21 protein-coding genes are annotated in these 26,437 nt (G+C 42.5%); 15 read left to right on the top strand and 6 right to left on the bottom strand.

The genetic code is table 11. The annotated features are described in order from the left end of the window. Positions 1–48 precede the first annotated feature (48 nt). The 3 genes from BUA17_RS08420 to BUA17_RS08410 all read left to right on the top strand — a co-directional run bounded on the left by BUA17_RS08420 (position 49) and on the right by BUA17_RS08410 (position 4,877). Positions 49–1,740 (top strand): ABC transporter substrate-binding protein, encoded by a 1,692-nt coding sequence (locus BUA17_RS08420; RefSeq protein WP_170867806.1) that lies wholly within the window; start codon positions 49–51, stop codon positions 1,738–1,740. A 91-nt stretch (positions 1,741–1,831) separates the two neighbouring features. Further along, the gene (locus BUA17_RS08415) at positions 1,832–3,565 is read left to right on the top strand and encodes a DUF4091 domain-containing protein (RefSeq protein WP_083584663.1); all 1,734 of its coding nucleotides are present in this window, start codon (positions 1,832–1,834) and stop codon (positions 3,563–3,565) included. A 40-nt stretch (positions 3,566–3,605) separates the two neighbouring features. After that, a complete protein-coding gene (locus tag BUA17_RS08410; RefSeq protein WP_072733225.1) occupies positions 3,606–4,877 on the top strand; it encodes an alpha-L-fucosidase in 1,272 nt (423 codons plus the stop codon). 95 nt (positions 4,878–4,972) lie between these two features. On the opposite strand, the gene BUA17_RS08405 is transcribed toward BUA17_RS08410, so the two are convergent. The 3 genes from BUA17_RS08405 to BUA17_RS08395 all read right to left on the bottom strand — a co-directional run bounded on the left by BUA17_RS08405 (position 4,973) and on the right by BUA17_RS08395 (position 8,824). Further along, complete coding sequence (locus BUA17_RS08405; RefSeq protein ID WP_072733224.1) at positions 4,973–7,273, bottom strand: MMPL family transporter; 2,301 nt, start codon at positions 7,271–7,273, stop codon at positions 4,973–4,975. A gap of 47 nt (positions 7,274–7,320) precedes the next feature. Beyond that, positions 7,321–7,941: a TetR/AcrR family transcriptional regulator gene (locus BUA17_RS08400; RefSeq protein ID WP_063562732.1), complete on the bottom strand. Its 621-nt coding sequence runs from the start codon at positions 7,939–7,941 to the stop codon at positions 7,321–7,323. Positions 7,942–8,218: 277 nt separating this feature from the next. Next, positions 8,219–8,824, bottom strand: a complete 606-nt coding sequence (locus tag BUA17_RS08395; RefSeq protein ID WP_072733223.1) for a TetR/AcrR family transcriptional regulator — start codon at positions 8,822–8,824, stop codon at positions 8,219–8,221. 176 nt (positions 8,825–9,000) lie between these two features. On the opposite strand from BUA17_RS08395, the gene BUA17_RS08390 reads away from it, so the two are divergent. From BUA17_RS08390 to BUA17_RS08365, 6 genes are all read left to right on the top strand, one after another. Continuing rightward, positions 9,001–9,738, top strand: coding sequence for an SDR family NAD(P)-dependent oxidoreductase (locus tag BUA17_RS08390; RefSeq protein ID WP_072733222.1), 738 nt, complete (start codon positions 9,001–9,003; stop codon positions 9,736–9,738). A 179-nt stretch (positions 9,739–9,917) separates the two neighbouring features. Continuing rightward, entirely contained in the window at positions 9,918–12,497 is a 2,580-nt protein-coding gene (locus tag BUA17_RS08385) for a glycosyl hydrolase (RefSeq protein ID WP_072733221.1), read from the top strand. A gap of 161 nt (positions 12,498–12,658) precedes the next feature. Continuing rightward, a complete protein-coding gene (locus tag BUA17_RS08380; protein ID WP_063562722.1) occupies positions 12,659–13,096 on the top strand; it encodes a ribonuclease in 438 nt (145 codons plus the stop codon). A gap of 15 nt (positions 13,097–13,111) precedes the next feature. Continuing rightward, positions 13,112–13,387 carry a barstar family protein gene (locus tag BUA17_RS08375; RefSeq protein ID WP_072733220.1) on the top strand — a complete coding sequence of 92 codons (276 nt, stop codon included), beginning with the start codon at positions 13,112–13,114 and terminating at the stop codon, positions 13,385–13,387. Between the two features lie 501 nt (positions 13,388–13,888). Continuing rightward, positions 13,889–15,064: an FAD-dependent oxidoreductase gene (locus tag BUA17_RS08370; protein ID WP_072733219.1), complete on the top strand. Its 1,176-nt coding sequence runs from the start codon at positions 13,889–13,891 to the stop codon at positions 15,062–15,064. Positions 15,065–15,150: 86 nt separating this feature from the next. After that, positions 15,151–16,365, top strand: coding sequence for a GNAT family N-acetyltransferase (locus tag BUA17_RS08365; RefSeq protein WP_063562719.1), 1,215 nt, complete (start codon positions 15,151–15,153; stop codon positions 16,363–16,365). A 197-nt stretch (positions 16,366–16,562) separates the two neighbouring features. Here the strand turns inward: BUA17_RS08365 and dapA are convergent, their stop codons facing one another. Continuing rightward, positions 16,563–17,459, bottom strand: coding sequence for a 4-hydroxy-tetrahydrodipicolinate synthase (dapA, locus tag BUA17_RS08360; RefSeq protein ID WP_072733218.1), 897 nt, complete (start codon positions 17,457–17,459; stop codon positions 16,563–16,565). Between the two features lie 102 nt (positions 17,460–17,561). On the opposite strand from dapA, the gene BUA17_RS08355 reads away from it, so the two are divergent. Next, complete coding sequence (locus BUA17_RS08355; protein ID WP_306291795.1) at positions 17,562–18,443, top strand: LysR family transcriptional regulator; 882 nt, start codon at positions 17,562–17,564, stop codon at positions 18,441–18,443. 158 nt (positions 18,444–18,601) lie between these two features. Continuing rightward, on the top strand, positions 18,602–19,483 hold the full coding sequence (locus BUA17_RS08350) for a phosphotransferase family protein (protein WP_063562716.1): 882 nt from the start codon (positions 18,602–18,604) through the stop codon (positions 19,481–19,483). A gap of 17 nt (positions 19,484–19,500) precedes the next feature. On the opposite strand, the gene BUA17_RS08345 is transcribed toward BUA17_RS08350, so the two are convergent. Together BUA17_RS08345 and BUA17_RS08340 are read right to left on the bottom strand one after the other, a co-directional pair. Then, a complete protein-coding gene (locus tag BUA17_RS08345) occupies positions 19,501–20,424 on the bottom strand; it encodes an alpha/beta hydrolase family protein (protein ID WP_063562715.1) in 924 nt (307 codons plus the stop codon). A 15-nt stretch (positions 20,425–20,439) separates the two neighbouring features. Further along, complete coding sequence (locus BUA17_RS08340) at positions 20,440–21,552, bottom strand: helix-turn-helix domain-containing protein (RefSeq protein ID WP_072733216.1); 1,113 nt, start codon at positions 21,550–21,552, stop codon at positions 20,440–20,442. A gap of 672 nt (positions 21,553–22,224) precedes the next feature. Between BUA17_RS08340 and BUA17_RS08330 the strand changes: the two genes are divergently transcribed. The 4 genes from BUA17_RS08330 (at position 22,225) to BUA17_RS08315 (ending at position 26,316) form a co-directional block, all read left to right on the top strand. Next, positions 22,225–22,494, top strand: coding sequence for a CD3324 family protein (locus BUA17_RS08330; RefSeq protein ID WP_063562713.1), 270 nt, complete (start codon positions 22,225–22,227; stop codon positions 22,492–22,494). A gap of 235 nt (positions 22,495–22,729) precedes the next feature. Then, the gene (locus tag BUA17_RS08325; protein ID WP_072733214.1) at positions 22,730–23,701 is read left to right on the top strand and encodes an alpha/beta hydrolase; all 972 of its coding nucleotides are present in this window, start codon (positions 22,730–22,732) and stop codon (positions 23,699–23,701) included. Positions 23,702–24,028: 327 nt separating this feature from the next. After that, positions 24,029–25,336: an NtaA/DmoA family FMN-dependent monooxygenase gene (locus BUA17_RS08320; RefSeq protein WP_072733213.1), complete on the top strand. Its 1,308-nt coding sequence runs from the start codon at positions 24,029–24,031 to the stop codon at positions 25,334–25,336. A gap of 32 nt (positions 25,337–25,368) precedes the next feature. After that, a complete protein-coding gene (locus BUA17_RS08315) occupies positions 25,369–26,316 on the top strand; it encodes an ABC transporter substrate-binding protein (protein ID WP_072733212.1) in 948 nt (315 codons plus the stop codon). Positions 26,317–26,437 lie beyond the last annotated feature (121 nt).

Raw genomic sequence — 26,437 nt, 5'->3', positions numbered from 1 at the left:
GCTTCCGTAATTGAAATTAATGTTCGATAAATGGGAGGGGTCATAACTATGAAAACATGGAAAAAGTCATTCTCTTGCGTCCTCGGAGCTGCACTCTGTTTATCACTCGTCTTGAGCGCCTGTAGCGGGGATTCGAGCACAACTACGAATACACCTTCTGCGAGTGCACCAGAAGCAAGCGACGTGTTTACGCCCGTTGGAGAATATCCGATTGTCAATACGCCCATGACGATCAAAATGTTTGCTCCGCAGTACGCCGTCATAGAGAATATGGAAACCAATACATTCACGAAATACCTCCAGGACAAGACGAATATTCAAATAAAATGGGATCTCGTACCTGAAAAAGCGCTAAACGACCGTAAACAATTGATGCTGGCAAGCGGTGATTATCCTGAAGTAATTTTGCATGGGAGCTTAACCAAAGAAGAGCAGATGAAGTACGGCAAAGAGGGTGTGTTTATTCCACTGAACGACTTGATTGATAAATATGCGCCGAACTTCAAAAAAGCAATGGCTGAACTGCCGTACCTGGAAAGCTCTATCACTTCACCGGACGGCAACATTTATGCTCTTCCGCAAGTGAACGAGTGTTATCACTGCAACTATGCACAGAAGCTATGGATCAATCAGTCTTGGCTGGAGAAGCTTGGGTTAAAAATGCCGTCAACAACGGACGAGTTTTATGAAGTACTAAAAGCTTTTAAAGAAAATGATCCGAACGGTAATGGTATAAAAGACGAAATTCCGCTTACCGGCGCTGACGACATGTGGGCAGGGAACGTCGCTTCCTTCTTGATGAATTCGTTTATCATCGACGATCAGGTGGACAAAGACAACGGGACTTTTCTCCAGGTAAAGGACGGCAAAGTGGATTTCGTCGCCAATAAGGAAGAATGGAAGCAGGGATTATTGTACCTGAACAAGCTCTATACGGAAGGCCTGATCGATCCAGCATCATTCACACAGAACTCCGATGCCATCCAGCAGTTGGGCAACCGTCAAGACGCGAATGTGATTGGCAGCATTACAACCGCTCTAATCAGTTACGCCCACAGCCCAGATGACAAACACCCGCGTCATAAAGAGTATGTCACCGTGCCTCCCCTTAAAGGACCGAACGGTGTGCAGCAAGCAGGATACTTTGCGGGAGTAAGTGTGTCGCAAATGGCCATTACGAACAAAGCGACTGATGAACAGAAAATTGCCGCAATCCGTTTGGCCGACTATTTATATACAGAAGAAGCCATTGTGAATCAAGAGCATGGTCCAGAAGGTGAAGGATGGCGCAAAGCGGAGGATGGCGAGCTGGGTATGGACGGCAAACCGGCAACTTATGCAATTATTTCTGATGGTGAAACCAAAATTACGTATAACGATCGCTGGGATCAGCTTGGACCATCCCTCCGCACATACCAGTATCGTGACTCATGGGCAGCTCTGCAGGATCCGCTTGCTGAAGGCGCGTACGAGGTTCGTCTGAAGCGTGAGTCAGCCAAATATGAGCCGTTCCAATCGAAGGAGAATTATCCGTCCAGCGTATTCATAGCATTGGAAGACACTCAGGTTGCGGCTCAACTAAAAACATCAATCCGAGATTACGTCAAGTCAAACATGGCTCAGTTCATTACGGGCAGCAAGGACATCGAGAAAGAATGGGATTCTTATGTAAAAGGTCTGGATGGTCTGCAGCTTGGTCAGTATATAGAAATTTACCAGAAGGCAATTGATACGAAATAATTCGAAATTTCCCCTAAATAATTCTACCTTCAAGTCTGACCTGGAGGAGGACCTGGAGGATTTCAGATTAGACTCGGAGGTGCAGTTTAAAGTGAACTGTGGTTTGCAAAACATGTTCTATAAGTATATGTGGTCGTCCAATTGGTGGAATCAGGGACGTGAAGACACGCAGGTGAAACACTTGGAACTTCGCTGCTGTAAAAATGACAGCGCCGCCTTCCAGGCATTGGTCAGCTCAGATCAAGAGGATATGCTCGTTACGATTAACCGGGATGCATTGTTATGGAAGGGCGGGCCGATCAAAATCGTACGCTGTGAGGTGGAAACGGATGCTCCCTGCAAGATCAATCTTCAGCTAATCGGGTTAATTGAGGACGATAATCGCGTTATGACTTCAGATGTTCTGCTGGATGAACCCTATCAATGGCTTAGGAAGCGTCAGATCCAACCTTTGTGGGTGGAGCTTCATGCCGATGATTCCGTTGTAAGCGGTCAATATGAAGGCAAGCTGAAATTCTACACGCATACGATGTTCGAGGATGAGGTTTTGGAGAAAGAACTGACGTTTCGTTTAACGATCAGTGAACAAGTGCTGCCAGAGCCTCAAAATTATACTTTCGTTTTGGACTTGTGGCAGCATAACTGTAATATTGCAAGAAAATATGATGTTTCCTATTGGACCGATGAACATTTTACGCTTCTTGATTCGTATCTTCACAGCTTATCTCAGCTCGGACAAAAGGCGTTGACGCTTGTTGTTTCAGAGGAGCCATGGAGCGGACAACGATCATTTATCGATGCTGAGCCATCCGACTTGAATGAATACAGTATCGTTCAAATCGTGAGACGGAGCGACGGTCGATTTGACTATGATTTTACGCACTTGGATCGGTATGTTGAGATAGGAGAGAAGCACGGAATATGCAAAGAAATAGAAGTATTCGGCTTGATCAATATTTGGAAGCATGAGGATGAAGGGTTTGGGGGAGTTGTGGATGATTACCCCGATGCCATTCGCGTCCGCTATTATGATGAAGAAACCGGGAGCTATAAGTTTATCCGAAATAAATCAGATCTTAGCGCTTATGTAGTGGCATTAGAGCAGCATTTTATCTCGAAAAAGTGGATTGACCGCGTTCGTGTTGTTGCGGATGAACCGGCTGATATCTGCTTATTTGAGGAAAGTTTAGCATGCTTACGCGAGATGGCGCCATCATTCCTCTATAAAGCAGCAATTAATCATACCGAGTTTATTCATAAACATATCAAAGGAATCGTTGATTATGTGCCTGTCCTTGACTGTGCTGCAGAGGAATTTGAACAGCTAGAGCAGCTAAGAAAAGTAGTGAAGGGGACATTTACGTTTTACGTTTGCTGCTCGCCAGAGAAACCCAACACGTTCCTCAGTTCGCCGTCAATTGAGTCTCGGGTGATCCCTTGGCTCGCAGAAAAGCTGAAATTGGATGGCTTTCTACGGTGGAATTATACCGTGTGGCCCGACAAACCTCTGGAGAGGCTTTCCTATCGTCCTATGATTTGGAAGGCTGGGGATACCAATTTCGTTTACCCGGGAAAAAGGGGCAAACCGCTGCTTTCACTGCGTTATAAGTGGCTGCAGCGAGGCATCCGTGATTATGAATATATGCAGATAGCAAAGCAGAATGGACAGGAAGAGCAGGTTGAAAAGATTCTCCAGCGAGTATTTCGATTCGATCATCCGAGAGAGCTTGCACCCTCCTCTGGCAAAACGGCCATGCAATTATACAGTTTTAATATCGAGGACTACGATCGATTATATGAGATTGAGAACGGACAAACAGAATGAACAGCTGTATTAAACAATGGGATGAGAAAGGTGTGATCATATGAATCTTGTTCAAAAATTAACGCCATCAGCCAAACAACTTGCTTTTCAAAAATGGGAATTTGGATTATTTCTTCATTTCGGACTTCGCACCTTTTATGAAGGATATGTCGATTTTGATGAAAGGCAGTTGGATCCGGCTACTTTCAATCCTGTTGACTTAGACTGTGAGCAGTGGATCCGGTCGGCCAAAGAAGCCGGAATGAACTATGCTGTGTTAACTGCGAAGCACCATGACGGCTTTTCCAATTGGCCTTCCGACTACAGTCGATTTAGTGTGGCGGCTTCTCAGTGGAAGGGTGGGCAAGGGGATGTCATACGCGAATTTGTTGATGCTTGCCGAAAATATGATATGAAACCAGGCTTGTACTATTCACCGTATGATGGTTCAGCTGACTTTTACACCCAAGATGCGAAGGCCTACGACGATTATTTCGTCAATCAAATCACAGAGTTGCTCACGCAATATGGCGACATCGATATTCTGTGGTTTGACGGTTGTGGCTCTGAGGCACATTCATATGATTGGAAACGTATTATTGATGAAATTCGCCGCTTGCAGCCTCATATTTTAATTTTTAATATGGGTGACCCCGACTTTCGGTGGGTTGGGAATGAGGATGGTATTGCACCTATTCCATGCTGGAATGAAGTTGACTCAACGGAGTTTTCAATTATGACGGAAAAGAAAGAGCAATTGCTTGAACACCTATGGCTGCCAGCGGAATGTGACGTCCAAATAAGGGGAGATTGGTTTTATAGCGATAGCAATGAACTTACCCTGAAAAGTACGGAAGAACTTATGGGCATTTATTATCATTCCGTTGGCCGTGGTGCAAACCTGCTCCTGAATATTGGACCGGATCGCAACGGTCTGCTTCCGGAGAAAGATGTAGAGAGACTGTTGGAATTCGGTTCGGAAATTCGCCGTTTCGAACGTCCATTTGCAACAATTGAGCAATGCAGAAGATTTGAAAAATCGTGGGTTTACGAGACAGAGGTGCCCCAGTTACTCGACCACGTTATCATCCAAGAGGATCTTACATCTGGTGAAAATATACGAAGCTTCAAGATTGACATCATTACTCAAAAGTCAAGACGACCTGTGACCATTTATGAAGGGCAGCATATAGGTCATAAGGCAATTATTCGTATCCCTGCGATCAAAATTCGGGGTGTTATTGTTGAAATCACCGAAAGTGACCAAGAGGCAGTACTTCAGGAACTAAGCTTCCATCATGTTGGTGGCGGAACTCCAGATCCATTAAGCTAAATTAATATGAAAAAAAATAAGAAACAGTAACCAGAACGTGGTCGCTGTTTCTTATTTTTCATCCAAAGGAATTCAAATCTAAATAATTTGCCGCATCAAGACTTGTGATGTTCGTTATCTTTAGCATTGAGTGAAGCAATCAGTTTCTCGCCTTCGACATCAAGGTTCGGCAGAATACGGTCCAGCCATTTCGGAAGCGCCCACGCTTTATTCCCGAAAATAGCCATGATGGCCGGGACCAATCCCATTCGAATAATGAAGGCATCGATCAAGATTCCTACAGCTAACGTAAATCCAATTTGTTTGATCATGACATCATCCGTGAAAATAAACCCTGCAAAAACAGAAACCATAATTACAGCGGCTCCAACTACGACACGACTCACTTGTTTGTACCCGTGAACGACGGATTCAGTCCCCCGATGACCATGAACATACGATTCCCGCATGGAGCTAACAAGGAAAACCTGATAATCCATTGCGAGTCCATAAAGGATACCCGTAACAATGATCGGCATAAAGCTTAGCAGCGGACCACCTGTATCGAAGCCGAAGAGAGAGTGGAGCCAGCCCCACTGAAACACAGCTGTCGTGATTCCGAACGTAGCAAGAATACTAAGAAGAAAGCCGATAGTTGCTTTGATTGGCACGATGATTGAACGAAATACCAAGAGTAGAATGATTAGGGACAACAGAATAATAATTCCTACATATATAGGGAATACCTCTGCCAGCTTGGTCGACATATCGATATTTACGGCAGTGAATCCGGTAACTCCAAGCTTAACATCATACGTCTGTGCAATACTCGACTCAGAAGAACGTAAATCATTTACCAGGTTTTTGGTGGTTTTATCATTAGGGCCAGTTTCAGGAATCAGACTAAAAATAGCCATATCCTCAGTCATGCCTAAAGGTGAAACCTGCGCAACATTCTTTTGACTTTGAAGCTCTTTCACAAGATTACCTACGAGTTCTGGAGAGACCTGCGTTGAAGAATCCTTGGGCTCAGCGACCAGAATAAGTGGTCCGTTAAAGCCTTCTCCAAAGCCTTCAGAAATTGCTTCATAACTTTGTCTTGCAGTCGTGTCCAGATTCGCTGAAGCAGCTCCAGGAATGCCCATCTCCATTTTTGTAATCGGAATTGCTGCGACACCAAGAAGTACGATGATGGCAACAATTGTGGCCCAACGATACTTGATAACGAATTTAACCCATCTGTCAGCTACGCCACGACCAGCCGCTTTGTTAGACTTGGCGCTTTTCTCACGAGCTTTAGGCGAACAGATACGCTCACCCACCAACCCGAGCAGCGCCGGTAAAAGGGTTAAGGCAACGAATACGTTGATGAGCACGGTTGCAGCAGCTACCAACGCCATTGTCGATAAGAACGTAAGACCGATTACTAGCATACCGCATAGAGCTACGATAACCGTCAAACCTGCAAAAAATACAGCACTGCCCGATGTACCAATTGCTCTGGCAGCAGCTTCTTGTGCACTCAAACGTTGATCGATAATCATCCGGCGTTGACGATTTACAATGAATAGAGCGTAATCGATTCCAACTGCTAGTCCAACCATAAGAGCCAAAACCGAAGTGACACTAGGCATTTCAATGAATTTGGAAATGGAGAATGCTCCGCCCACTCCGATGCCGACACCAAGAAGTGCAGTTACAAGAGGCAGTCCTGCCGCTACAACGGACCCAAGTGTGGCCAGCAAAACAACCGCGGCAATAACAAGTCCAACGATTTCGGCGGATCCTACACCGATGGATACGGTTTTTAGTGTTTCGCCTGGTAGGACCGTAATATTGGTTCCTTTCTCAACAGTCATGACGGAATCTATTACGGAGTCAAAAACATCCTGCGTGATAGCAGACTGCTCAATGGTAAACTGAAATTGGAACAAAGCAATTCTGCCGTCGGGAGAGAGAAGAACACCCGGTACTGGAACACCATCCACCATCAGAGGACCATAGGAGGGAGCAGCCACTGTTTCAGACTGCTCTGTACTGGCAGCCTGAGCCATCTCAGCAGTTGAGCCGCTGGCTTCAGCAGCATAATCTGCAGGGTTAATCACATCTTTTATCCCGTAAACATCATTAACACCCTTTGTGATTGCTGCCAATCGTTCTGGCGTATCTAGACGCTCGTTTGGAGGTGCTTCAAACACAACACTCCCTTGACCGCCTGAGGCCGCAGGTAATTCTTTGGCTAACTGGTCCAGAACTTTTTGAGATTCTGTGCCTTCAATCTTCATTTCGGAACTGATATGCACACCATTCACACTGATCATCGAGACGACAATTCCTAAAATTAAAATCCATCCGAGTATAAAGTACCCCGGTTTGCGAAAAGCGGTTTTCCCCACTCTATATAATAATGTAGACATATCTTTGTTTTACACTCCCTCTATGGTGAATATGGATTGCTACTGTATTAGAATCCTTTGCGCAAGTGACCAAACATGTTTTCTAAAAACTCATCGAACGATACAGCCCCAGTTCTTTGGTGGTCACTTATGTTTTGTCCTGGTAACAGCACATTAAGTCTTCCGTCAATTAATGGAAGAATGGTTCCGTAGGCCGCGTTAATAAGTAGATAAGTATATACCTCGTCATCATTCCCGTTTGATAAGTCTAATAATGTCTCTTGAGCAGTCGTCTGCATTTGGTGTACTACTCCAAGGAAATGCGGTTCGAGAACAGGATATTTTTGGGAAAGTAACAGAAGTTCACGCAATCTTCCTATAAGGTCTGCTGTAAGCTGCATCTGGATTAGTTGATACAAAATGTCAAGCAAAGAGGCATTTGGTGGAATTTTGGTGATCAAATTCTCAAACTCAGTTGTGTTATTAACTGAAGTAGCTCCAATGGCTACTGCTTCTTCCTTGCATGTGAAATAGTTTGCGAAAGTTCTTCTGGAATAACCGGCTTTTTGCACGATATCTTCGACAACAAAACCGTCCAACCCATGTTCAAGTGCTAGTTCAAATGCTGTAGTCGCTAGCGCTTTTTCAGTAGCTTCTTTTTTTAAATGTCGCAGGGTTTGCTTGGCCATCAGATGCGTACACCTCCACATGCATGCTTCTGGAGAAAATAACTCTCTCGATAGTAGATTGTTTTCATTTGGTATTCACTCAACTCCTTAGTATTTACTCGAAATTATCATAACTTTAATTTGCTCATTGTGCAAATTTACTCAAGAGGCAAATTTATAGATAAGCAGATGAGAAATAATCATTCAATAAATTCCATAAGAAAAAGAGAGGGAAAGACAAAAAAAGACAAAGAGTGGAGGATACGATTCCTCTTCTTTGTCTCTAAATGAAATTTAACTAATTGTCCCCCACATAATGAAAAGAATGAATATGTGTTTTAGATAGTTCGATTACGTTCTTGATAAACATATCACGTGATTCACGAAAATCGCTTAATATCCAATTGTTCAATATTCCAAAAAAACCGTAAGCCGTATAGTACTTAAAATACTCCATGTTAACGGGGGAATCGTTGATCGTCTCGAAGATAAACTGCTCCTCATAGATTTTCAGGATTGTCTGAGGAAAACCTGTATGCAGACCAGGTAACGTATCACCATATCGAATCAGTTCGAAGAAGTCTCGGTTTTCATAGATATAATCGATGATTTGAAAAGATTCAAAATTAAGCTTGTTGGTGTAGACCTTTTGGCCATGCGAATATGGCTTGCCTACGGCGAGTCTCAAACCTTCGAGCTTCGTAATCAACAATTCTTCGGCGAGCACGAATTTATCTTGGTAGTGCAAGTAAAAAGTACTGCGATTATAACCTGCCTGATCGACGATGTCTTTGACAGAGATGGCATGATAGCCTTTTTTCTTAATGAGTTGGATCAGAGCGCTTTTAAGATGCTCTTCTGTTCGATTGCGCTGTTGAGATTTCATAATTTGTTCATCATTCATACATAAAACTCCTATAAAAATAGACATTGTTTTACCAAGTGTCTATGTAGTAGACATATCATCGTATCTTAATGATTGGATTGTTACAATTTTAAGCATACAATTATGTTTGTAAACGTCATATAGCACTTATGCGAATAGGTGCTATTCAAAATAGTATACTGGAGGATTTAATCATGGGCAAACTTCAAGACAAAGTGGCAGTTATTACGGGAGGGGCATCCGGAATCGGCGCAGCGACAGCACGCTTATTCGTTTCAGAAGGAGCCAAAGTGGTCTTGGTGGACCTGAATGAAGAAAAAGGTCAGGCGTTTGAGCAAGAACTGAAAGCGCTTAAAGCTGATGCTCTGTTTTTTAAAGCAAACATTACGAGTGAACAAGAGGTTGCTGAGATTTTCAAAAAAACCGTAGAGGTTTTCGGTAAAGTGGATATCGTATTTAACAATGCAGGAATCGGACGTGTTCATCCTTCGCATGAGCTTGAATATGCTGAATGGCGCAATACGGTGAATGTAGATCTGGATGGCGTATTCTTGGTCGCACGTGAAGCGATCCGAGAAATGCTCAAAATTGGCGGAGGGACTATCGTCAACACGGCTTCCATGTACGGATGGGTTGGTTCACCTGGTTCTGCAGCCTACAATGCAGCAAAAGGTGGCGTTGTGAATCTGACTCGTTCACTTGCGCTTGAGTATGCTGAGAAAAATATTCGGGTGAACGCACTTTGCCCAGGCTTCATCGATACACCGATTATTCCAGAAGAGAGCAAACAGGCTCTTTCTTCGGCAACACCAATGAAGCGGCTTGGTCAAGCAGATGAAATGGCCAAAGCCGTACTGTTCCTAGCTAGCGACGATTCATCCTATATGACAGGAAATAGTCTAATCGTGGATGGTGGATACACCGCCCAATAAGAGGATTAAATTTTCCGAAAATGAATGGATGAACATATTGAAAGCCGCAAATTGCGGCTTTTTTTCGTCCATATATTTGCAAAACTTGATACATATGCTATGTTTACAATGAAAGCGCCATCATGAGTAAACAGAGGGATCATTCTTTATCATATTTTAAAAAGGGAAGGAAGATGATGATGATGATTTTGCTCAAAAAGACAGGCGTATTAATGCTGGCATTGACTCTGCTTCTTGGATTGATGACAGTACCCGTTCATGCAGATTCCCCACTTTTTACGATCGAAAGCGAAAACGCTTTACTTTCCTCCGATCTTCAAGTGACGACAGAAATTTACGGACAACCCAAGCCCGGATTTTCTGGAAGTGGATTTGTCTGGATGCAGAATTCCGGCACGATAACCTTCACTGTGACTGTCCCCGAAACAGGCATGTATGCAATTTCTACCCGATACATGCAGGAGCTTAGTGCCGACGGCCGACTTCAATATCTATCCGTTAATGGTGTTACCAAGGGCTCATATATGCTGCCATACACAACAACATGGTCTGATTTCAATTTTGGTTATCAGAAGCTGAATCAGGGAAGCAACACGATTCAACTGAAGGCTGGTTGGGGCTTCGCTTATTTCGACACCTTCACTGTGGACTATGCCAATCTTGATCCCCTGGATGTTCAGCCTGTCCTTACTGATTCTCAAGCCACACCGGAAACACAACTTCTGATGAATTATTTAACGGAGGTTTATGGCAATCATATTATCTCAGGTCAACAGGAGATATACGGTGGTGGAAACGATGGCAATACGGAGTTGGAGTTTGATTGGATTCATAATTTAACCGGAAAGTATCCGGCTATCCGCGGATTTGATTTTATGAACTATAATCCGCTCTACGGATGGGAAGACGGCACAACCGATCGAATGATCGATTGGGTGAATAACCGGGATGGAATTGCGACAGCTTCCTGGCATATTAATGTACCCCGAAATTTCACGACCTACCAGCTTGATGACCATGTGGATTGGAAAGAGGCTACTTATAAACCAACAGAAACCAATTTTAATACAGCCAACGCCGTAATTCCTGGTACGAAAGAATATCAATACGTAATGAGTACGATTGATGATCTGGCGGAACAACTGTTGATTCTGCAAGATAACAATGTGCCCGTTCTTTTCCGTCCTTATCATGAGGCGGAGGGCAACGGTGGGTTAAATGGAGAAGGCGCCTGGTTCTGGTGGGCTTCCGCAGGTGCAGATGTGTACAAACAACTGTGGGATATGCTCTACACTGAACTTACAGAGACATACGGTTTGCACAACTTGATTTGGACTTACAACAGCTACGTATATAACACTTCTCCTGCATGGTACCCTGGTGACGATCAGGTAGATATTGTCGGTTATGATAAATACAATACAATCTACAACCGGAATGACGGTTTGTCCGGCGTACCAAATGAGGATGCCATTACCTCGATCTTTTATCAACTGGTTGATCTAACGGACGGCAAGAAAATGGTGGCCATGACGGAGAACGATACCGTCCCAAGTGTACAGAATCTGACAGAGGAAAAATCGGGATGGCTCTACTTCTGCCCGTGGTATGGAGAGCATCTCATGAGTTCAGCCTTTAATTATCCGACAACTCTGAAAACGCTTTATCAAAGTGATTATGTCATTACGCTGGATGAACTGCCTAATTTGAAGGTTAACAATCCAACATCAAACGCGTCTCTCACACCTACAACCGTTGAGTTTGACAAACACACGCCCAATCCAAGCGACAAGGCCATTACCGTGAACTTTAACGGTAATACGTTAACCGGTCTACGGATAGGTACCTCTGCATTGACTGCAAATCAGGATTACACGTTAAGCGGAAGTACGTTGCTGCTGAAAAAAGAATTTTTGGCCGGATTGTCAGTTGGCGAACATTCCATCGTTTTTGATTTTAATCAAGGGCAAGATCCTGTATTGAAAGTTAAAATTGTTGATTCAACACCTAGCACAAGTGCTGTAATTTCGCCCGTGAATACAGCTTTTGATAAAGCAGCGAATCTAGCGCAGGATGTTTCCTTGACCCTTACCTTAAACGGAAGACAGCTTACAAGCATAACGAATGGGAATTATACACTTGTATCAGGCCAGGATTATACGGCATCAAGCAATGCCATCGTTCTGCGCAAATCCTACCTTTCCACGCTGCCGCTAAGCCAAAATACGATAACGTTTCATTTTAACGGAGGAAATAACGCTGTTCTTACAGTAAACGTAGTGGATAGCAGTATTTCTGTACCCTCTGGGAATTTGACGATCCAAGCCTTTAACGGCAATACAAGCGCGTCCACCAACGGAATCTCACCTAAATTCAAAGTGGTCAATACCGGTAATTCGGCGATTCAGTTAAGTGATGTAAAGCTCCGGTATTACTATACGATCGACGGGGAAGAAGCACAGAGTTTTTGGTCTGACTGGGCCAGTATCGGAAGTGCAAATGTAACCAGCAAATTCGTTAAATTGGCAACGCCAGTTGCCGGAGCGGATTATGTTTTGGAAGTTGGTTTTACGAGTTCTGCCGGAACGCTTAATGCCGGACAAAGCGCAGAAATTCAAGCACGTTTCTCCAAAAATAACTGGTCCAATTATAACCAGGCTAACGATTACTCGTTTAAGGCATCGAGTACTCAGTTTGCAAACAACGAACAGGTTACCGGGTATATCAACGGTCAACTGGCGTGGGGGATTGAGCCGTAAGGATGCAAGGTATAATAAAGGTTGGAGCGGGGGTATCCCTGCTCCAGCCTTTTTGTGTTGAGATGGCCGAAAGCCGTGAGAAACGAATATAAAGAGGAGTATACAGAAGGAACATGTTATGATAGAGAGGATGCTAATTTTTCAGAAGGAGATCAAAATCAATGGTTGTAAAAAAGTGGTTAGGTGCTTTACTTTTTATTCTGGCGACCATCCTGTTTACAGGCTGCTCACTCGAAACGGTTTCATTAAATGGCTCATCTCAAGAGAATGCAACTCTAACGCAATTTGATGAAGTAGCCAAGTATATTTCGGAGCATAATGAACTCCCGGAAAATTATATAACCAAGAAAGAAGCTAGAGAATTAGGATGGGAGCCTAGTAAAGGTAATTTGGAAAAAGTGGCTCCAGGCAAAAGCATTGGCGGTGACGTATTTCAAAATCGAGAAGGGCTGTTGCCCAAGAAAAAAGGAAGGACTTGGTACGAAGCAGATATTAACTATTCGGGAGGAACGCGGGGCAGTGATCGGATTTTATACTCCAATGATGGATTAATCTATAAAACAACCGATCATTACCGTACGTTCGAGCAAATCGAATAGGGAAAGGGTGATCATATGAAAACAGTTGTCATCAATGGAAAGGACATTCATGGAAAAGAACAATTACATGACGTCCTTCAGACCAGCCTTGAATTAGGTCAAACGTATGGGCGGAATTTGGACGCATTATGGGATTGCCTGACTGGATTTGTCCCGATGCCACTTACCATTCAGTGGATTGATTTTGAGGCAAGTCGGAAGTCTCTTGGAGAGTACGCAGATCAGTTGTTGGATCTGATGCATGAAGCTGAAGAAGAGCTGGAAGGATTTACATTGGACTTAAAAAATTAATTACTACTTGGTGCGAGGCAATAAGATGGATCCATTGAAAGTCGCTATTTTAGCGGCTTTTTTTTGTTTTGTTGGTACGAAATCTTGTCCCAAATGAGAAGATCAACACATGTCTGGATTTTTTATAAGCAGAAGACATAATGTGTTTAAACGGATTGTGAATAGCATTTTTGTTCATGTAATTTAGTTAACTAGTTTACAATAAAATAGATTATAATATAAAATATTTTATGAGCACATGAGTAGCATTTAAACTGGATAAAGGAACCAAAGCGATAATTTATCAGCTTCAGGTCAAATAAATAGACAAAATGGTTCGTTTCGCTTAATTCTAGCATGATTTTTAAAACAAACGTTAGTATTCTAAGATATAGACATTATCACGTTAACATTTGACAATGATAATCTTTATCAATTATTATTGTTTACAGGTTAATAATAATACGCTTGACGGCATTTTATTTATCTTAACTATTAATATGATTGAAGGGAGATTTTCTTATGTCAAATAAAAATGCCCGTATTGCTATCATTGGTGGAGGTCCTTCTGGATTAACGCTTGCTCGAATTCTGCAGCAAAATGGAATGAAAGCTACTGTATATGAGCGTGAACCATCCTCCAACTCTCGTCAACAAGGCGGCACACTTGATATGCATCCTGAGTCAGGTCAATATGCATTGGAGGTAGCTGGACTGATAAAAGAATTCGAAGTGAATGCTCGTTATGAAGGCCAAGACTTAAGGCTTCTGGATAAAACCGGAAAAGTCTATTGGGACGAAATATCAGGTCCCGAAGATAACCATAGACCTGAGATAGATCGTGGCGTACTTCGCAAATTGTTATTGGATTCTATTGAACCAAACACAATAAAATGGGGCCATCACCTAAAAAGTATAAATTCACTAGACAACGGTCAGCTTGAGTTGCATTTTGAGAATGAGCATACAGAACTTGTAGATCTTGTTGTTGGTGCTGACGGTGCCTTTTCAAGAGTTCGCGAGTTTCTCTCGGATGTGCAGCCGATCTACACAGGAATAAGCGCGGTTGAGATGGGGATATCAAATGTTGATGAAATTCACCCGGATTTAGCTGAATTCAACGGGAAAGGGAGTATGTTTGCATTCCAAGATCAAAAAGCGATTATGGCTCAGCTTAATGGTGACGGCCGCATCCGAGTTTATTTGGCTTTCAGGATTGAAAAAGAATGGCTGGATAATTGCGGTATTAAATTTGAACAACCAACAATGGCAAAAGAATCTCTGCTCCAATTATTATCCGATTGGAGTGATGACTTGAAAAATTACATTCGTTATTCTGATGGCGAGATGTTGCCTCGTAGAATCTATATGTTGCCAATCGACCACAGCTGGACGCATAAGGACGGGGTCACTCTCATAGGAGATTCTGCGCATTTAATGTCTCCATTTGCAGGAAAAGGAGCGAATATTGCCATGCTTGATGCAGCTGAGTTAGGCTTATCTCTTGCTAATCACAGCGATCTAAAAACGGCTTTAGAGCACTACGAGAAAAAAATGTTTGCACATAGCTCTAAAGCAACACTGGAGTCAGATATGAATCTTAAGCTCAGCTTCTCACATAATGCAGCGCATAAGTTTCTGGATATTATCCTTAGAGATTCGACAGGGAAACATAGAGAGGTAAAAACAAGATCTTAATAATTATCTTGATCTAGATCAGAGCCAGCATTATTCTGCAGCAATTGGTAAATAATATAATTTAAAACCAAGGGAGAATAACTGGCATGCATCGTAAGCAAAATTTAAAAATGAAAAAAGTAGATTTAGCGCATTTAGAACAATATAGTCAACTGTTACGCTATGTATTTCAAGTTACTCATAATGATCTTCACAAACATGGCTGGAAAGAAAGCGAAATTCTCCATGAAAAATCACCTGTCTTACAACAAGCAGATGTACTTGGATGGTTTGATGGAGAAAAACTGATTTCTCAGGTATCCATATATCCATTTGAAGTTCGGATATTTAACGAAACATACGCTATGGGTGGCGTCACTGGTGTGGGGACTTTTCCGGAATATTCGGGTCAAGGCTTAATGAATAAACTGCTGCTGCAAGCTCTCACCAATATGCGTGGACAGAAACAATCCATTTCTTACTTGTATCCTTACTCCATACCGTATTATCGCCGTAAAGGGTGGGAGATCATTTCTGATAAAATCGTGTTTGAGGTTCAAGACTTCCAATTACCCAAAAACAAACCTGTTCCTGGTGATGTGGCACGTGTCGAACCCGACAGCGAAGATGTGAAGGTGGCTTATGAACGCTTTTCAATGCAAACCCATGGAGCCATGCTGCGGAAAGAACTTGCGTGGAGTGAGTATTGGCGATGGGATTCAGATGATTTAACTGCAGCTGTCTATTATGGAGAAGACGGTCAACCGGATGGCTACATTTTATATTGGATTGAAGAAGAAGTGTTCCACGTCAAAGATATGATCTTCATTCATGAAGAGGCACGCAGTGGACTGTGGAATTTCATTAGTGCACATTTTTCAATGATATCTAAAGTGGTAGGCAATATTCATACCGATGAACAGCTTGCCTTTTTGCTGGAAGATGCGGATATTAAGGAAACCATTTCGCCTTACTTTATGGCACGGATCGTGGACATTGAGCAATTTATCTCAAAATATCCGTTCAAACCCGCAGCGATGGATAGAGAGTGGACCTTTACTTTGCAAGATCCTTTGCTGTCATGGAATCAAGGCACATTTACTCTACAGATTGAACCGAATGGAAGTGGAAGAGTGATTCGGAGTCAAAGTCGACGTAGTGAAGATAGCATAAGTATCCAAACCATGACGACCATGTTGTTAGGTTATAAGCGTCCCGAGTATTTGCATAAGATTGGCCGTATTAAATGTGATCCAGAAACGCTTGATTTGTTAGAAGATGCTATTGAGCAGCAGGCGCCTTACTTTTCGGATTACTTTTAATATTCAAAGTAATGATCAGCATTCCATGATGAATGATGAATTGGCAATATCTCGTTCTCCGTCTGGAGACCTCTGTTTAAAATTAAAACAACCAGTATAGATGTTATCCATACTGGTTGTTTTTTGATTTTCATTCCATGATGTCTCAATAAATCAGACTGGATATATACATAAATCGTAGCAAGATATGCGCTTGTTTAAGAAGGTACGACCATCTCTGCGAGTGTATCCGACAACCTTTGTTTTGCTTTTTCCGATGCGGCAGTCAGCGGCAGACGCAGTTTTGCAGAAGCAATCAGCTGTTGCTGAGCCAGCCACCATTTGATCGAGGCTGGAGCAGGCTCTGCAAACACGTCACTAATCAGCGGTTGCAGCTGCTTAAAGCTGTCTCTTGATGCATTCACGTCACCAGATACAAAGCGTTGATACACGTCCACATACCGCTGGGTATGAATATTGGCAGAGGCCACCATCCCGCCTGCGGCACCTTGACATAGCATCGCATGGAAATACGCATCTTCGCCGCAAAGTACAGGCTTAGTCTCATATTGGGTTAGCGCCAGCAGCAGATCCAAACCGCCAGTGCTGTCCTTCAGGCCAATAACCCCATCCAGATCCATGACTTTTCTCATTGTATCCAAGGTCATGCGACTACCGGTTCGAGCCGGAATCTCATAGACTAGAATCGGCAATCCTGTCCGGGACGCGTTTGAAAAATGCTCTAGAATTCCTTCTTGCGTCGGTCTGTTGTAATAAGGAGTGACCACCAGAGCAGCATCTGCTCCCAATTCAGCGGCCATTTCGGTCCGATGAACCGTCGAATAGGTGTCATTCGTTCCTGTTCCCACGACGAGGGGGATGGTTTTGTTCAGACTTATCAAAATCTCTTTCGTTACTTCCACCATCTGCTTTACTTCATCCCAGGAGACAGTCGGAGATTCTCCTGTCGTGCCGTTTACGACCAATCCCTGAATGTCGTGTTTGGCAAGATGGGTAACATATTTGCGATACGATTCAATGTCGAGTTTGTGGTCATCCGAAAAAGGGGCAATTACCGGTATATAAATTCCTTGAACATGTTGTTCGTTCATCATAATCAACTACCTCTTCCCGTTATATTGAAACTAATGTAACATAGGAACCAGCATCACAGTTACCTATAACAAATGATAGTTGTCATCAATATTTTCGATGAGGTGAGCAAGTTGGATTTAATCTATCTTCAGACGTTCAGAGAAGTCGCAATTCGCGAGAGCTTCACCAGAGCCGCAGAGGTGCTGGGTTATGCACAATCCAGTGTTACTACGCAAATTCAGAAGCTGGAAAAAGCATATCAAGTCAAACTGTTTGAACGCTATAGCAATAACAAGATTCGTCTGACTTCTGCCGGGGAAGAGCTGTTCAAGCTTGCCGGACAGATGTTGGAATTGTTTGAGCAGTCCAAGGAAAAAATGGCGAAGCAGGGTGGTGGCTCCTTAACGATCGGTACGATGGACTCTATCGCTTCTTACTTTTTACCTCCATATATGCAAGCCACCCGTAAGGAATACCCGGATCTGAACATACGACTGCATACGAATCGTGAAGGGTTGATTTTGCATCAGGTCAGGGAAGGTGAAGCCGATATCGGACTTATTCTTGCAGATGATTCCAGCGATCCGGCTTTGCAGTGGATTACCATTCGCCAAGAACCGCTTTTGCTGATCGTCCATCCGCAGCATCCGCTGATCGCCAAAACGCAGATTGAATTGAATGATCTAAAGGATATGGAATGGATTATGCCTGAAGATACCTGTAATTACAGGCAGCTGCTTGAAAGAGTGCTTCGCGCAAATTCAATCCCATATCGGATCGGTCTGGAACTTGGCAATCCGGAAGCGATCAAAAGAAGTATTAAGTCAGGTGAGGGTATTTCGATTCTGCCGCAAATGGCTGTAATGGAAGAAATCGAGCGGGGGGAGCTGAAAGTGTTACCCCTTGAACATGCAGAGCTTCAACTCGAAATTCAGCTCGTTCTTCATCCGAAGAAGTGGGTATCCAACGCACTGCACGATTTCATGGAAAGCTTGAAAAAGTAAAGAATTGATCGCTGTTTAGCAGCATTATATCCGCTTTTTCTGTAATTTCTTTAGCCAACTGCAGGATAAATATGTTAATATAAGAGCCCATAAAATCAGCGAGCCACATCAAAAGGGCTCGCTGATTTATATTAGAACGCAAATAAAGGAGGCGCTACATGAGTTCCATTCTAAACGTTATAGAAAAGCTGAAATTGAATGTCTTGAATATTGAAAATGTTCCGGAATCATTTAGTTCTGATGTATATAAACTTACTCTTCTTAGTGGAGAAGACGTATATGTTAAGATTCCATATAACAAGGATAAGCTATTTCGCGAATTTCAGATGCTTGAAATATTGAAGGACGTCATACCTGTTCCTAAGGTATTGGACATTTGGTATGGGGATGAAAGTAATACTGGAGCATTGCTTCTCTCTGCAATTCAAGGGGTGCCTTGTACAGAAAATATGGATGAAAAGCTATCTTTTCAAATGGGTGTATATCATGCAATGCTTCATGAGGTAAAAACTCCAGGATATGGATACCATTCAACAGATGGATTTAATATTCTTGACCAAAATAATTGGAGACTACATATCAAAAATAATTTTGAAAAGTGGAAAGAGCCCTGCAAAGAGCTCCTCGAACCAGCATTGTATGAACGATGTATTCTTCATTTTGATGGCGTGTTCTCTGCTTTACCTGATCCTGACGGACCCTGTTTTGTACATATGGATTTTCGACCTGGAAATATATTGGTGAATGGTAACAAGGTTACTGGCATTATTGATTTTGAGAGTGCTCGGGGTGGCTCCTCTGAAATAGACTTTACTAAAATCAATAGATATATTTGGGAAGTAAACCCGAGAACGAAGTCCCAGTACTTCGAAGGTTATCAAACCATTCGGAACATGTTAAATCTCGAAATCGTATTGCCGTTTTATAATTTCTATGATGCTTTCAGTGCCGTTGTTTGGTGTAAAAACAGAGGAGTTGAAAGAAATCAATCGTTCCTTCAGGAAAGTATAGAAGTATTGAAGAAATCAGTCAGTTACTGATTATTGATGGCTTTTTCCTAAATTGAATGAATCCATTCGGAAATGTCATTGATCACGTTCTTATCTACATGCTGTGCAACTTTGTACTCTTTTTTCATTTTTAATATTTCTCCATAAACAGCTGGCATAAATAAATGATTTAAGTTGGGATAAAGTTTAAACGTTACATTTGGTTTTTCACCCAATAGGTCTTTGTAAACCTTAAAATCTTTGTCTACGGATACATGGAAATCTTGATCTCCTTGCAAAATGAGTACGGGTTTATCTAATACGTTAAGGTAATTAATGGAGGGATGTTCTCCCATCTCTTTGAAGTAGAAGGCTCTAGAATATTTCCCCAAAACCACAGTTGATTTCGCTTCTTCATCACTTAATTTATAAATTTTATCAAACTTAGCTGATAGTGCTGCTATTTGTTTCTTCGCAATCATTTTCAAAAACTTATTTAATGAGTCTAAAACATCGTTGTTTTGATCCATTAGAATCTCTTCTAACTTGCGTGGAGACCCACCCATAATAATGATCCCAGCAAAATGTCCACCTTCTGCATCAATTCGTGGAGCTAACATCCCGCCTAAACTATGACCTATAATGAATATTTGGTTGGTATCAATACGTGGATCTTTGCGCAATAAATCTGCTGCGAGGATAGCATCTTCAATCGTTTCTTCTTTAACGGATAAGCCGGTATCGTTTTTCATTTCTTTTCCATAGACGAATGTTCTTTTGTCATATCGCAGCACGGCGATTCCTTTGTCTGACAACCCTTCGGCGAGGTCTTTAAAAGGGAAGTTATTCCCCACCTTTTCATCCATATCTGCAGGGCCAGAGCCATGTACTAGTACCACTGCCGGAACTTTTGATGAGCAATCCTCCGGCAGTGACAAAATTCCATTTAGAGGATAATTCGTTTCTTTGCCAATGATTAGTTTTTCGTTCATTCCCATAACCTCCAATTAACATGTTTCTTCTAAAAAATGATTCATTTTCTGAACTAGTCGTTGATATTCGGGAACTTCACGTAAAGAATCGAATGCTGGATTCATCAGCACATCCCTCATCATGCTATTCTTTATAACCTGCTCGCTGCGGGGAGCGGCGACGTCGAAATCTTTCAGCCACGGATCAATCAGATCAAAAAAGGAATCTCCACGGAGCTCAAAAGGAAAGAATCCTTCCACGCAGGTTTCCACATATTTTTCAAGTAGTTCAATCAATTTTTCGGGTGATTTGTTCACGCAATATAGATGAGCGCCTAGAGCGTAAAGCAGAATGACATTGTTTGGATTTAGCCGTTTCATATCAAAAATCCTTGCAAAATCGGACGCTCTCATAAAAGCTGCTTCGGCTTTTTCGATATTATTAATATTTAGTTGTAGGACGTTCAGTAGCCCTTGAAAGACTGCCATTACGTGCTGATACAGTTCAACCTGCAAGGTTTCTTTGGCTTTGCCGATGTTGCCCATAAGCTGATATGCCTGTGAAATTAACACGCCCTTTGGCATCATGGGCCGGACAGTCTCCCCAAGTAAATCGAAGACCCGCTGCGGGCTCCTTAACGCCAAACAACAAACCGATTGATACAAAATCGCATCGTTGGCAAGGTGCATATCGCCACTTTCGCCCTGAATCCGTTCACACAGGGTCACGCTTTCGTTAAGAAGAGTCTCTTTTTGCTCTTGTGTTCTCGCCAGCGTGAAGTGATTGGTGTACAGCTTAACCATTTGCAATAAAAGCGGAAAGCAGGCGTAATATTTTTTGATGATCGCCGTACATTCAGCGATTACCTCATCAAAAGGAAGGGCAGCAAAATCATTGGCCAGTCGGGTGTAAAGCTTTGCGATGTCCGACTGCTCCATTTGCGGGGAATAACCCATCAATTCATCAATGCTAATGTTAAAATAGGCCGCAAGCCGTGGCAGAAATGTGATGTCAGGATAGCTTTGTCCCGTTTCCCACTTGGAAACAGACGCTTTGGAAACACCGATAAATGCAGCAACCGCATCCTGTGTTAATCCTTTTTCTCTGCGTTTTGCTACAAGGATCGATGCTAAATTAATTTCGTTCATCAACGTCACCTCTGCTTATGATTATACGGTTTATAAAATAAACTCCCAAGCGACTTGTCGTTGACTTGTGTTAAAAAAATCAACCATTGGGAAACTTGATAGGTAAGGGTAAAATCTCGCTAAGGAGCAGAACAAATGAGGAAAGTATTGAACATCTTTGTTAGTTGTACTGTTATTTGTATTCTAACGCTAAATCTAAGCGCTTTAGTCAATGCAGAGCCTAACACAGTGAATGAGGAGGAGTTTAAACCTTTATCTTTGACGTTACTTAATCCATCCATACAAATGGCGATTACTCAGTATTATCAAAAAATTCAGAAGCCGCAACCAAGTTATGGTTTAGTCCACACAATCCTCCAAATGCGAAGGAGTTTATTACATTCGACATCGATACACGTAAGGTTAAGTTAATCAAATATATCCATAGGAGCGACTAACTATTGTTCATGAGATGGTCCGAAGTATTTAGAAATATGCTATACTGGCAACGTAAAAGGGAGGTGCTTTACTGATGGAGAATCTGTTAAGATTGTCTGTGACTTGCTTCACTTGTGCAAAGCCAGTATTGGAGAAGCGTTACTTTGCATGGGGTTAAATCTTTTCTAACGCTAAATAAGCTTTTCTAATATTTTGGCTTTGCACCTTATTTTCAAAAATAAGGAGTGAAGCAGAGTGAAATATACAAACGCTAAAAAAATATTGCCCGAAAAGTTAATAATAATGATTCAAGAGTATGTCCAGGGAGAGACGATTTACATCCCAAAACAGGAAAAGGAATATAATCATTGGGGAAGTTTGAGTGGCGGAAGACAATGGTTAGATCACCGAAATGCCACTATTAGACAAGCCTTTAAGAATAATAGCAGCGTTGAGCAGCTTGCTAAGGACTACTTTCTCTCTATCGAAACCATTAAGAAAATTGTTTATTCCAAAAATAAGTAGTACATGGCACTGATGAAGAAATTCATCAGTGTTTTTTATGTCAAAAACGATTCTAACTTATTGTTTTCATTTAAATAGCTTATTGTACTCTTTACAATAGGATTAGGCAGAAGAGGAGTCGATACAGTGAGAGAAAATGTAACTTTTGATCTGGATTCAAATCGGGAATACTGGACCATTGGAGAGAGAGCAGTACTTCATTGGACATAATTAAGAGAGCGAGGAAACAGTAAATATGAATGAACCAAAAAGCAGAAGCAGACATCTGATCGATCAGGAGATAATAAGTGCAATTGATTTAATACCAGCCACCGATCTTTCCGCTGCCACACTAATGGAAGCAAGGAAAAGTCAAACAAAAATGATGCAGCAAATCGATGTAACGCAGCTGTTTCCAGTCACATTCGAAGAAAGGGTGGTTCCAAGTTATTTTGGTGGTCCTGATATTCGTATCGAAATTATTAAACCCCGCCAACCAAAGAACAGTAAGATGCCGCTATATTATTCGATTCATGGTGGGGGAATGGTTATGGGCAGTCCGGTCGGTGAACGCCAAAGCAATGCGGCACTGGCTGTGCAACATGGTTTTTGCTGTGTATCTGTTTACTATCGGCTAGCGCCAGAACATATTCAGCCAAGTCAATTACAGGATTGTTATTCCGGCCTGAAATGGTGCATCGAGCATGCCGAGGAATTAGGGTTAGATACCGAGAAAGTCGCTCTTGCAGGCAGCAGCGCCGGTAGTGGATTAGCAGCGGGGTTAGCCCTGTACATTCGCGACCAGAAGGAATTCGACATCCATCATCTAAGACTGCGCAGCCCCATGCTCGATGACCGTACAAGTATTTTGCCAGACCATCCTTATGCCGGCGAGTTTGTTTGGACCAAAAAAAGCAATTATTTCGGCTGGAAATCTGTCTTAGGTCACGAACCCGGACAAGAGGAAACAAGTGAATATTACGTGCCAGCGCGTGCAAAATCTCTTGCCGGTTTACCACCCACTTATATGAGCATAGGCAGCATTGATTTGTTCATAGATGAAACCTTATTATTTGCCAAACAACTTGCCTTTGACGGTGTTTTGATCGAATTGCAAGTACTTCCTGGATATCATCATTTGGCTCCAATGTTTCCGAATGCACATTTTTCTCAAATAGGTGCCACCTCTAGTGAGTATGCGTTGTTGAAAGCTCTGGAGTTACTTTGATTATAAGACTAATTTAGAGGTCGAATCGGAACCGAGACAATAGGGTGGAAGCAGTACAAATGAAACAAGTTAGAGTGTTGAAAGATAAAGTCGCATTGATGCGGCTTTTTTTGTTTTGTCGTGGGGCAAGAACCAGACCTTTTGCCGTCCAACCATAGTTTAGATAATTGTGCATATCGAATTTGTAACTTGTGTATTTAAATTTGCTTGAATCCTTGCTAAACTTTGTTTTGATAATGAGAATCATTATTATTTGGTGGGGGCAAAATTTGTCCGGAGGGCTTTCTAGAGCAAAACAATGATAAGAACTAAGAAAGGTTGGTAGAAATGACTTCAAACAGACAACTATGTATTGGATTGTCCTTAAATGCAACATGGAATAAAGGTGACGGTTGGCGGCACCGGGATAGCGGAGTAGAGCAGACAGGAACCATTGACTATTATATTCATTGGGCAAAAATGGCGGAGAACTCTAAGCTCGATTTTCTTTTCAGAGCTGATTATCTGTATATTAGCCCGCAGATGTTAGGCGATTCTTCTAATTTCGGCAGCCCAGATCCTACTTTGTTTTTTGCAGCAATAGCTCGTGAAACCAACCGCATCGGACTCGTTACGACCATTTCTACCACGTTTAATCCGCCTTATGTTGTTGCCCGGCAGCTTCAGTCCTTGAACTGGCTAAGTAATGGGCGTGCCGGGTGGAATATTGTCACTTCTATTGAAGGCGCCGATAATTTCGGGAATTCGCCAATGCCATCACCGGAAGAACGGTATGCAAAGGCAATAGAATTTACGGAAGTGGTATGCAAGCTTTGGGATAGTTTTCCGAATGAGGCTATTGTTATTGACCGTGAGTCAGGCATGTTTTCAGATAAGGAAAAAGTGACTGCTATTCATCATTCCGGTGAATTTTTCAATGTAAAAGGGCCACTCACTTTACCTTCTCATCCATCGGGAACCATTCCTCTGTTTCAAGCTGGTGCTTCGGATATTGGACGGAATTTTGCTTCTTCCGTAGCGGATGCTATTTTTGCGGCAATGCCGGATCTTGAATCGGGCGTGGAATTGCGAAGTGATTTGAGAAAAAGAGCTGTAGAACATGGGCGCGATCCGAACACGATTAAAGTTTTGCCGGGGTTATTTTTTTTCCTGGCCGATACGCACGAAGAAGCGCTTGAATTACATAAGGCTGCTCATGCCCATTTAAGTCTTGAGCGCAGACACGCATCTCTGAAATCGTTGATGGGTCTTGATTTAAGCAGTTTCCCCTTAGATCAACGCGTAACCGAGGATATGCTGCCTGATCCTGATCAGGCTGTTCGCAGTCGCACACATGCTGAGCTGTTGCGCCGTTATATTACAAAATATCAGCCTACAGTAAAAGATATCCTGAATCGGCCTGAGGTTGTCGGATCTGCCCATTGGGTATCTGTGGGAACAGTCGAGACCGTAATGAATGATATTATTGAGCGGGTTGAGGCTGGTGCTATTGATGGATTCATCGCCCTGCCAGGCGGTTCAGAAAAATCGATGGAAATATTTTCTGAAAAGCTGATTCCAAAGTTAGTTGAAAGAGGTCTGTTCAGAAGTGAATATACCGGGGAAACGTTGCGAGATCATTTAGGAAATTCATAAAACACTGTATACACAGGAATTGGGGAGAACATATGAAAAGACTAACTGGATTGATTTTAACTGTAATTATACTTGCAGGAGGGATACTGGCTGGATGCTCCGAAACGCCCGTGGCAGTTACTCCTGAGGTCAGCAAGATCGAGGGTGAAGGATGGCCAAGAACCATTGAGGATGCCAGCGATAATGGGGTGATGCTTGAGAAACGACCAGAGCGTATAGCGGTGCTGCATCCATTATACTTAGATTACTTTTTTGCTCTGGATACACCTCCAATCGCATCAATAAGCGCTTCGGAAGCGATGGAGAAGTTTGCAACTTTACAGCCTTACGCCGGGTCTACTGATATTATTGATTTGGGTAGCGACTCAGCGAATTTGGAAAAGATTATTGAGGCCCAGCCTGATGTGATTGTAACCTTTAAGGGGTCTGTGGATACCATCTATGATGAGTTGAACAAGATTGCTCCAGTCATCTTAATCGACTACACCGATACCTGGGAAAAAACAACGATGCTCCTCGCTGAGGTTGTTGGAAAAGAAGAGCTCGCAGAACAATTGATTAAGGAAACCCAAGAAATGATAGCACAAACGAAAGAACAGTTAGGTACTCTTGAGGATAAGACCTTTGCCTTGTTGCGGGTTGATGGAAAAGCCAATTTTAATGCTCAAGGATCTAAAAATACAATGTACTACAATCAAACTGCAGGTTTTGGTTTGTTGGCACCGAAAGGTTATCCTGAGGGTGGCGAGGCGCTTACGCTGGAGGGACTATACGACATGAATCCCGATTATATTATTATCCAGCATGATATTGACGTTGCAAAGGCAGCCGTGAAGGAAAAGGAATCTTCGAAGGTATGGAACTCTCTGGAGGCAGTAAAAAATAACCATGTAGTTATCTTTGATAATTCCCTCAATAGTGCGAGTATTCTGGCTGTTCGTTTGGCTTCAGAGTATTTCCTGAAATTAGCTGAACAATAATTGTTAATACAAGAAGTCCGATTGCTGATACTGAGCGCAATCGGACTTTTTGATGTAGGAAGACAAGAACTTTGTCGCATGAGGTTCGCCTTAATATTAGATTGGCCTTCCCAGAGTTCAA

The sequence above is a fragment of the Paenibacillus sp. ov031 genome, assembly GCF_900143165.1.
Classification (GTDB): domain Bacteria; phylum Bacillota; class Bacilli; order Paenibacillales; family Paenibacillaceae; genus Paenibacillus; species Paenibacillus marchantiae.
The sequence above is the reverse complement of the archived record's forward strand: the minus strand, read 5'-3'. Positions and strand labels throughout refer to the sequence as shown.

Excerpts from the sequence above, each read along its gene's own strand:
- BUA17_RS08420 (WP_170867806.1), top strand. The coding sequence starts at position 49 with ATGAAAACATGGAAAAAGTCATTCTCTTGCGTCCTCGGAGCTGCACTC.
- BUA17_RS08410 (WP_072733225.1), top strand. The coding sequence starts at position 3,606 with ATGAATCTTGTTCAAAAATTAACGCCATCAGCCAAACAACTTGCTTTT.
- BUA17_RS08405 (WP_072733224.1), bottom strand. The coding sequence starts at position 7,273 with ATGTCTACATTATTATATAGAGTGGGGAAAACCGCTTTTCGCAAACCG.
- BUA17_RS08400 (WP_063562732.1), bottom strand. The coding sequence starts at position 7,941 with ATGGCCAAGCAAACCCTGCGACATTTAAAAAAAGAAGCTACTGAAAAA.
- BUA17_RS08395 (WP_072733223.1), bottom strand. The coding sequence starts at position 8,824 with ATGAATGATGAACAAATTATGAAATCTCAACAGCGCAATCGAACAGAA.
- BUA17_RS08390 (WP_072733222.1), top strand. The coding sequence starts at position 9,001 with ATGGGCAAACTTCAAGACAAAGTGGCAGTTATTACGGGAGGGGCATCC.
- BUA17_RS08385 (WP_072733221.1), top strand. The coding sequence starts at position 9,918 with ATGATGATTTTGCTCAAAAAGACAGGCGTATTAATGCTGGCATTGACT.
- BUA17_RS08380 (WP_063562722.1), top strand. The coding sequence starts at position 12,659 with ATGGTTGTAAAAAAGTGGTTAGGTGCTTTACTTTTTATTCTGGCGACC.
- BUA17_RS08375 (WP_072733220.1), top strand. The coding sequence starts at position 13,112 with ATGAAAACAGTTGTCATCAATGGAAAGGACATTCATGGAAAAGAACAA.
- BUA17_RS08370 (WP_072733219.1), top strand. The coding sequence starts at position 13,889 with ATGTCAAATAAAAATGCCCGTATTGCTATCATTGGTGGAGGTCCTTCT.
- BUA17_RS08365 (WP_063562719.1), top strand. The coding sequence starts at position 15,151 with ATGCATCGTAAGCAAAATTTAAAAATGAAAAAAGTAGATTTAGCGCAT.
- dapA (WP_072733218.1), bottom strand. The coding sequence starts at position 17,459 with ATGATGAACGAACAACATGTTCAAGGAATTTATATACCGGTAATTGCC.
- BUA17_RS08350 (WP_063562716.1), top strand. The coding sequence starts at position 18,602 with ATGAGTTCCATTCTAAACGTTATAGAAAAGCTGAAATTGAATGTCTTG.
- BUA17_RS08345 (WP_063562715.1), bottom strand. The coding sequence starts at position 20,424 with ATGAACGAAAAACTAATCATTGGCAAAGAAACGAATTATCCTCTAAAT.
- BUA17_RS08340 (WP_072733216.1), bottom strand. The coding sequence starts at position 21,552 with ATGAACGAAATTAATTTAGCATCGATCCTTGTAGCAAAACGCAGAGAA.
- BUA17_RS08325 (WP_072733214.1), top strand. The coding sequence starts at position 22,730 with ATGAATGAACCAAAAAGCAGAAGCAGACATCTGATCGATCAGGAGATA.
- BUA17_RS08320 (WP_072733213.1), top strand. The coding sequence starts at position 24,029 with ATGACTTCAAACAGACAACTATGTATTGGATTGTCCTTAAATGCAACA.
- BUA17_RS08315 (WP_072733212.1), top strand. The coding sequence starts at position 25,369 with ATGAAAAGACTAACTGGATTGATTTTAACTGTAATTATACTTGCAGGA.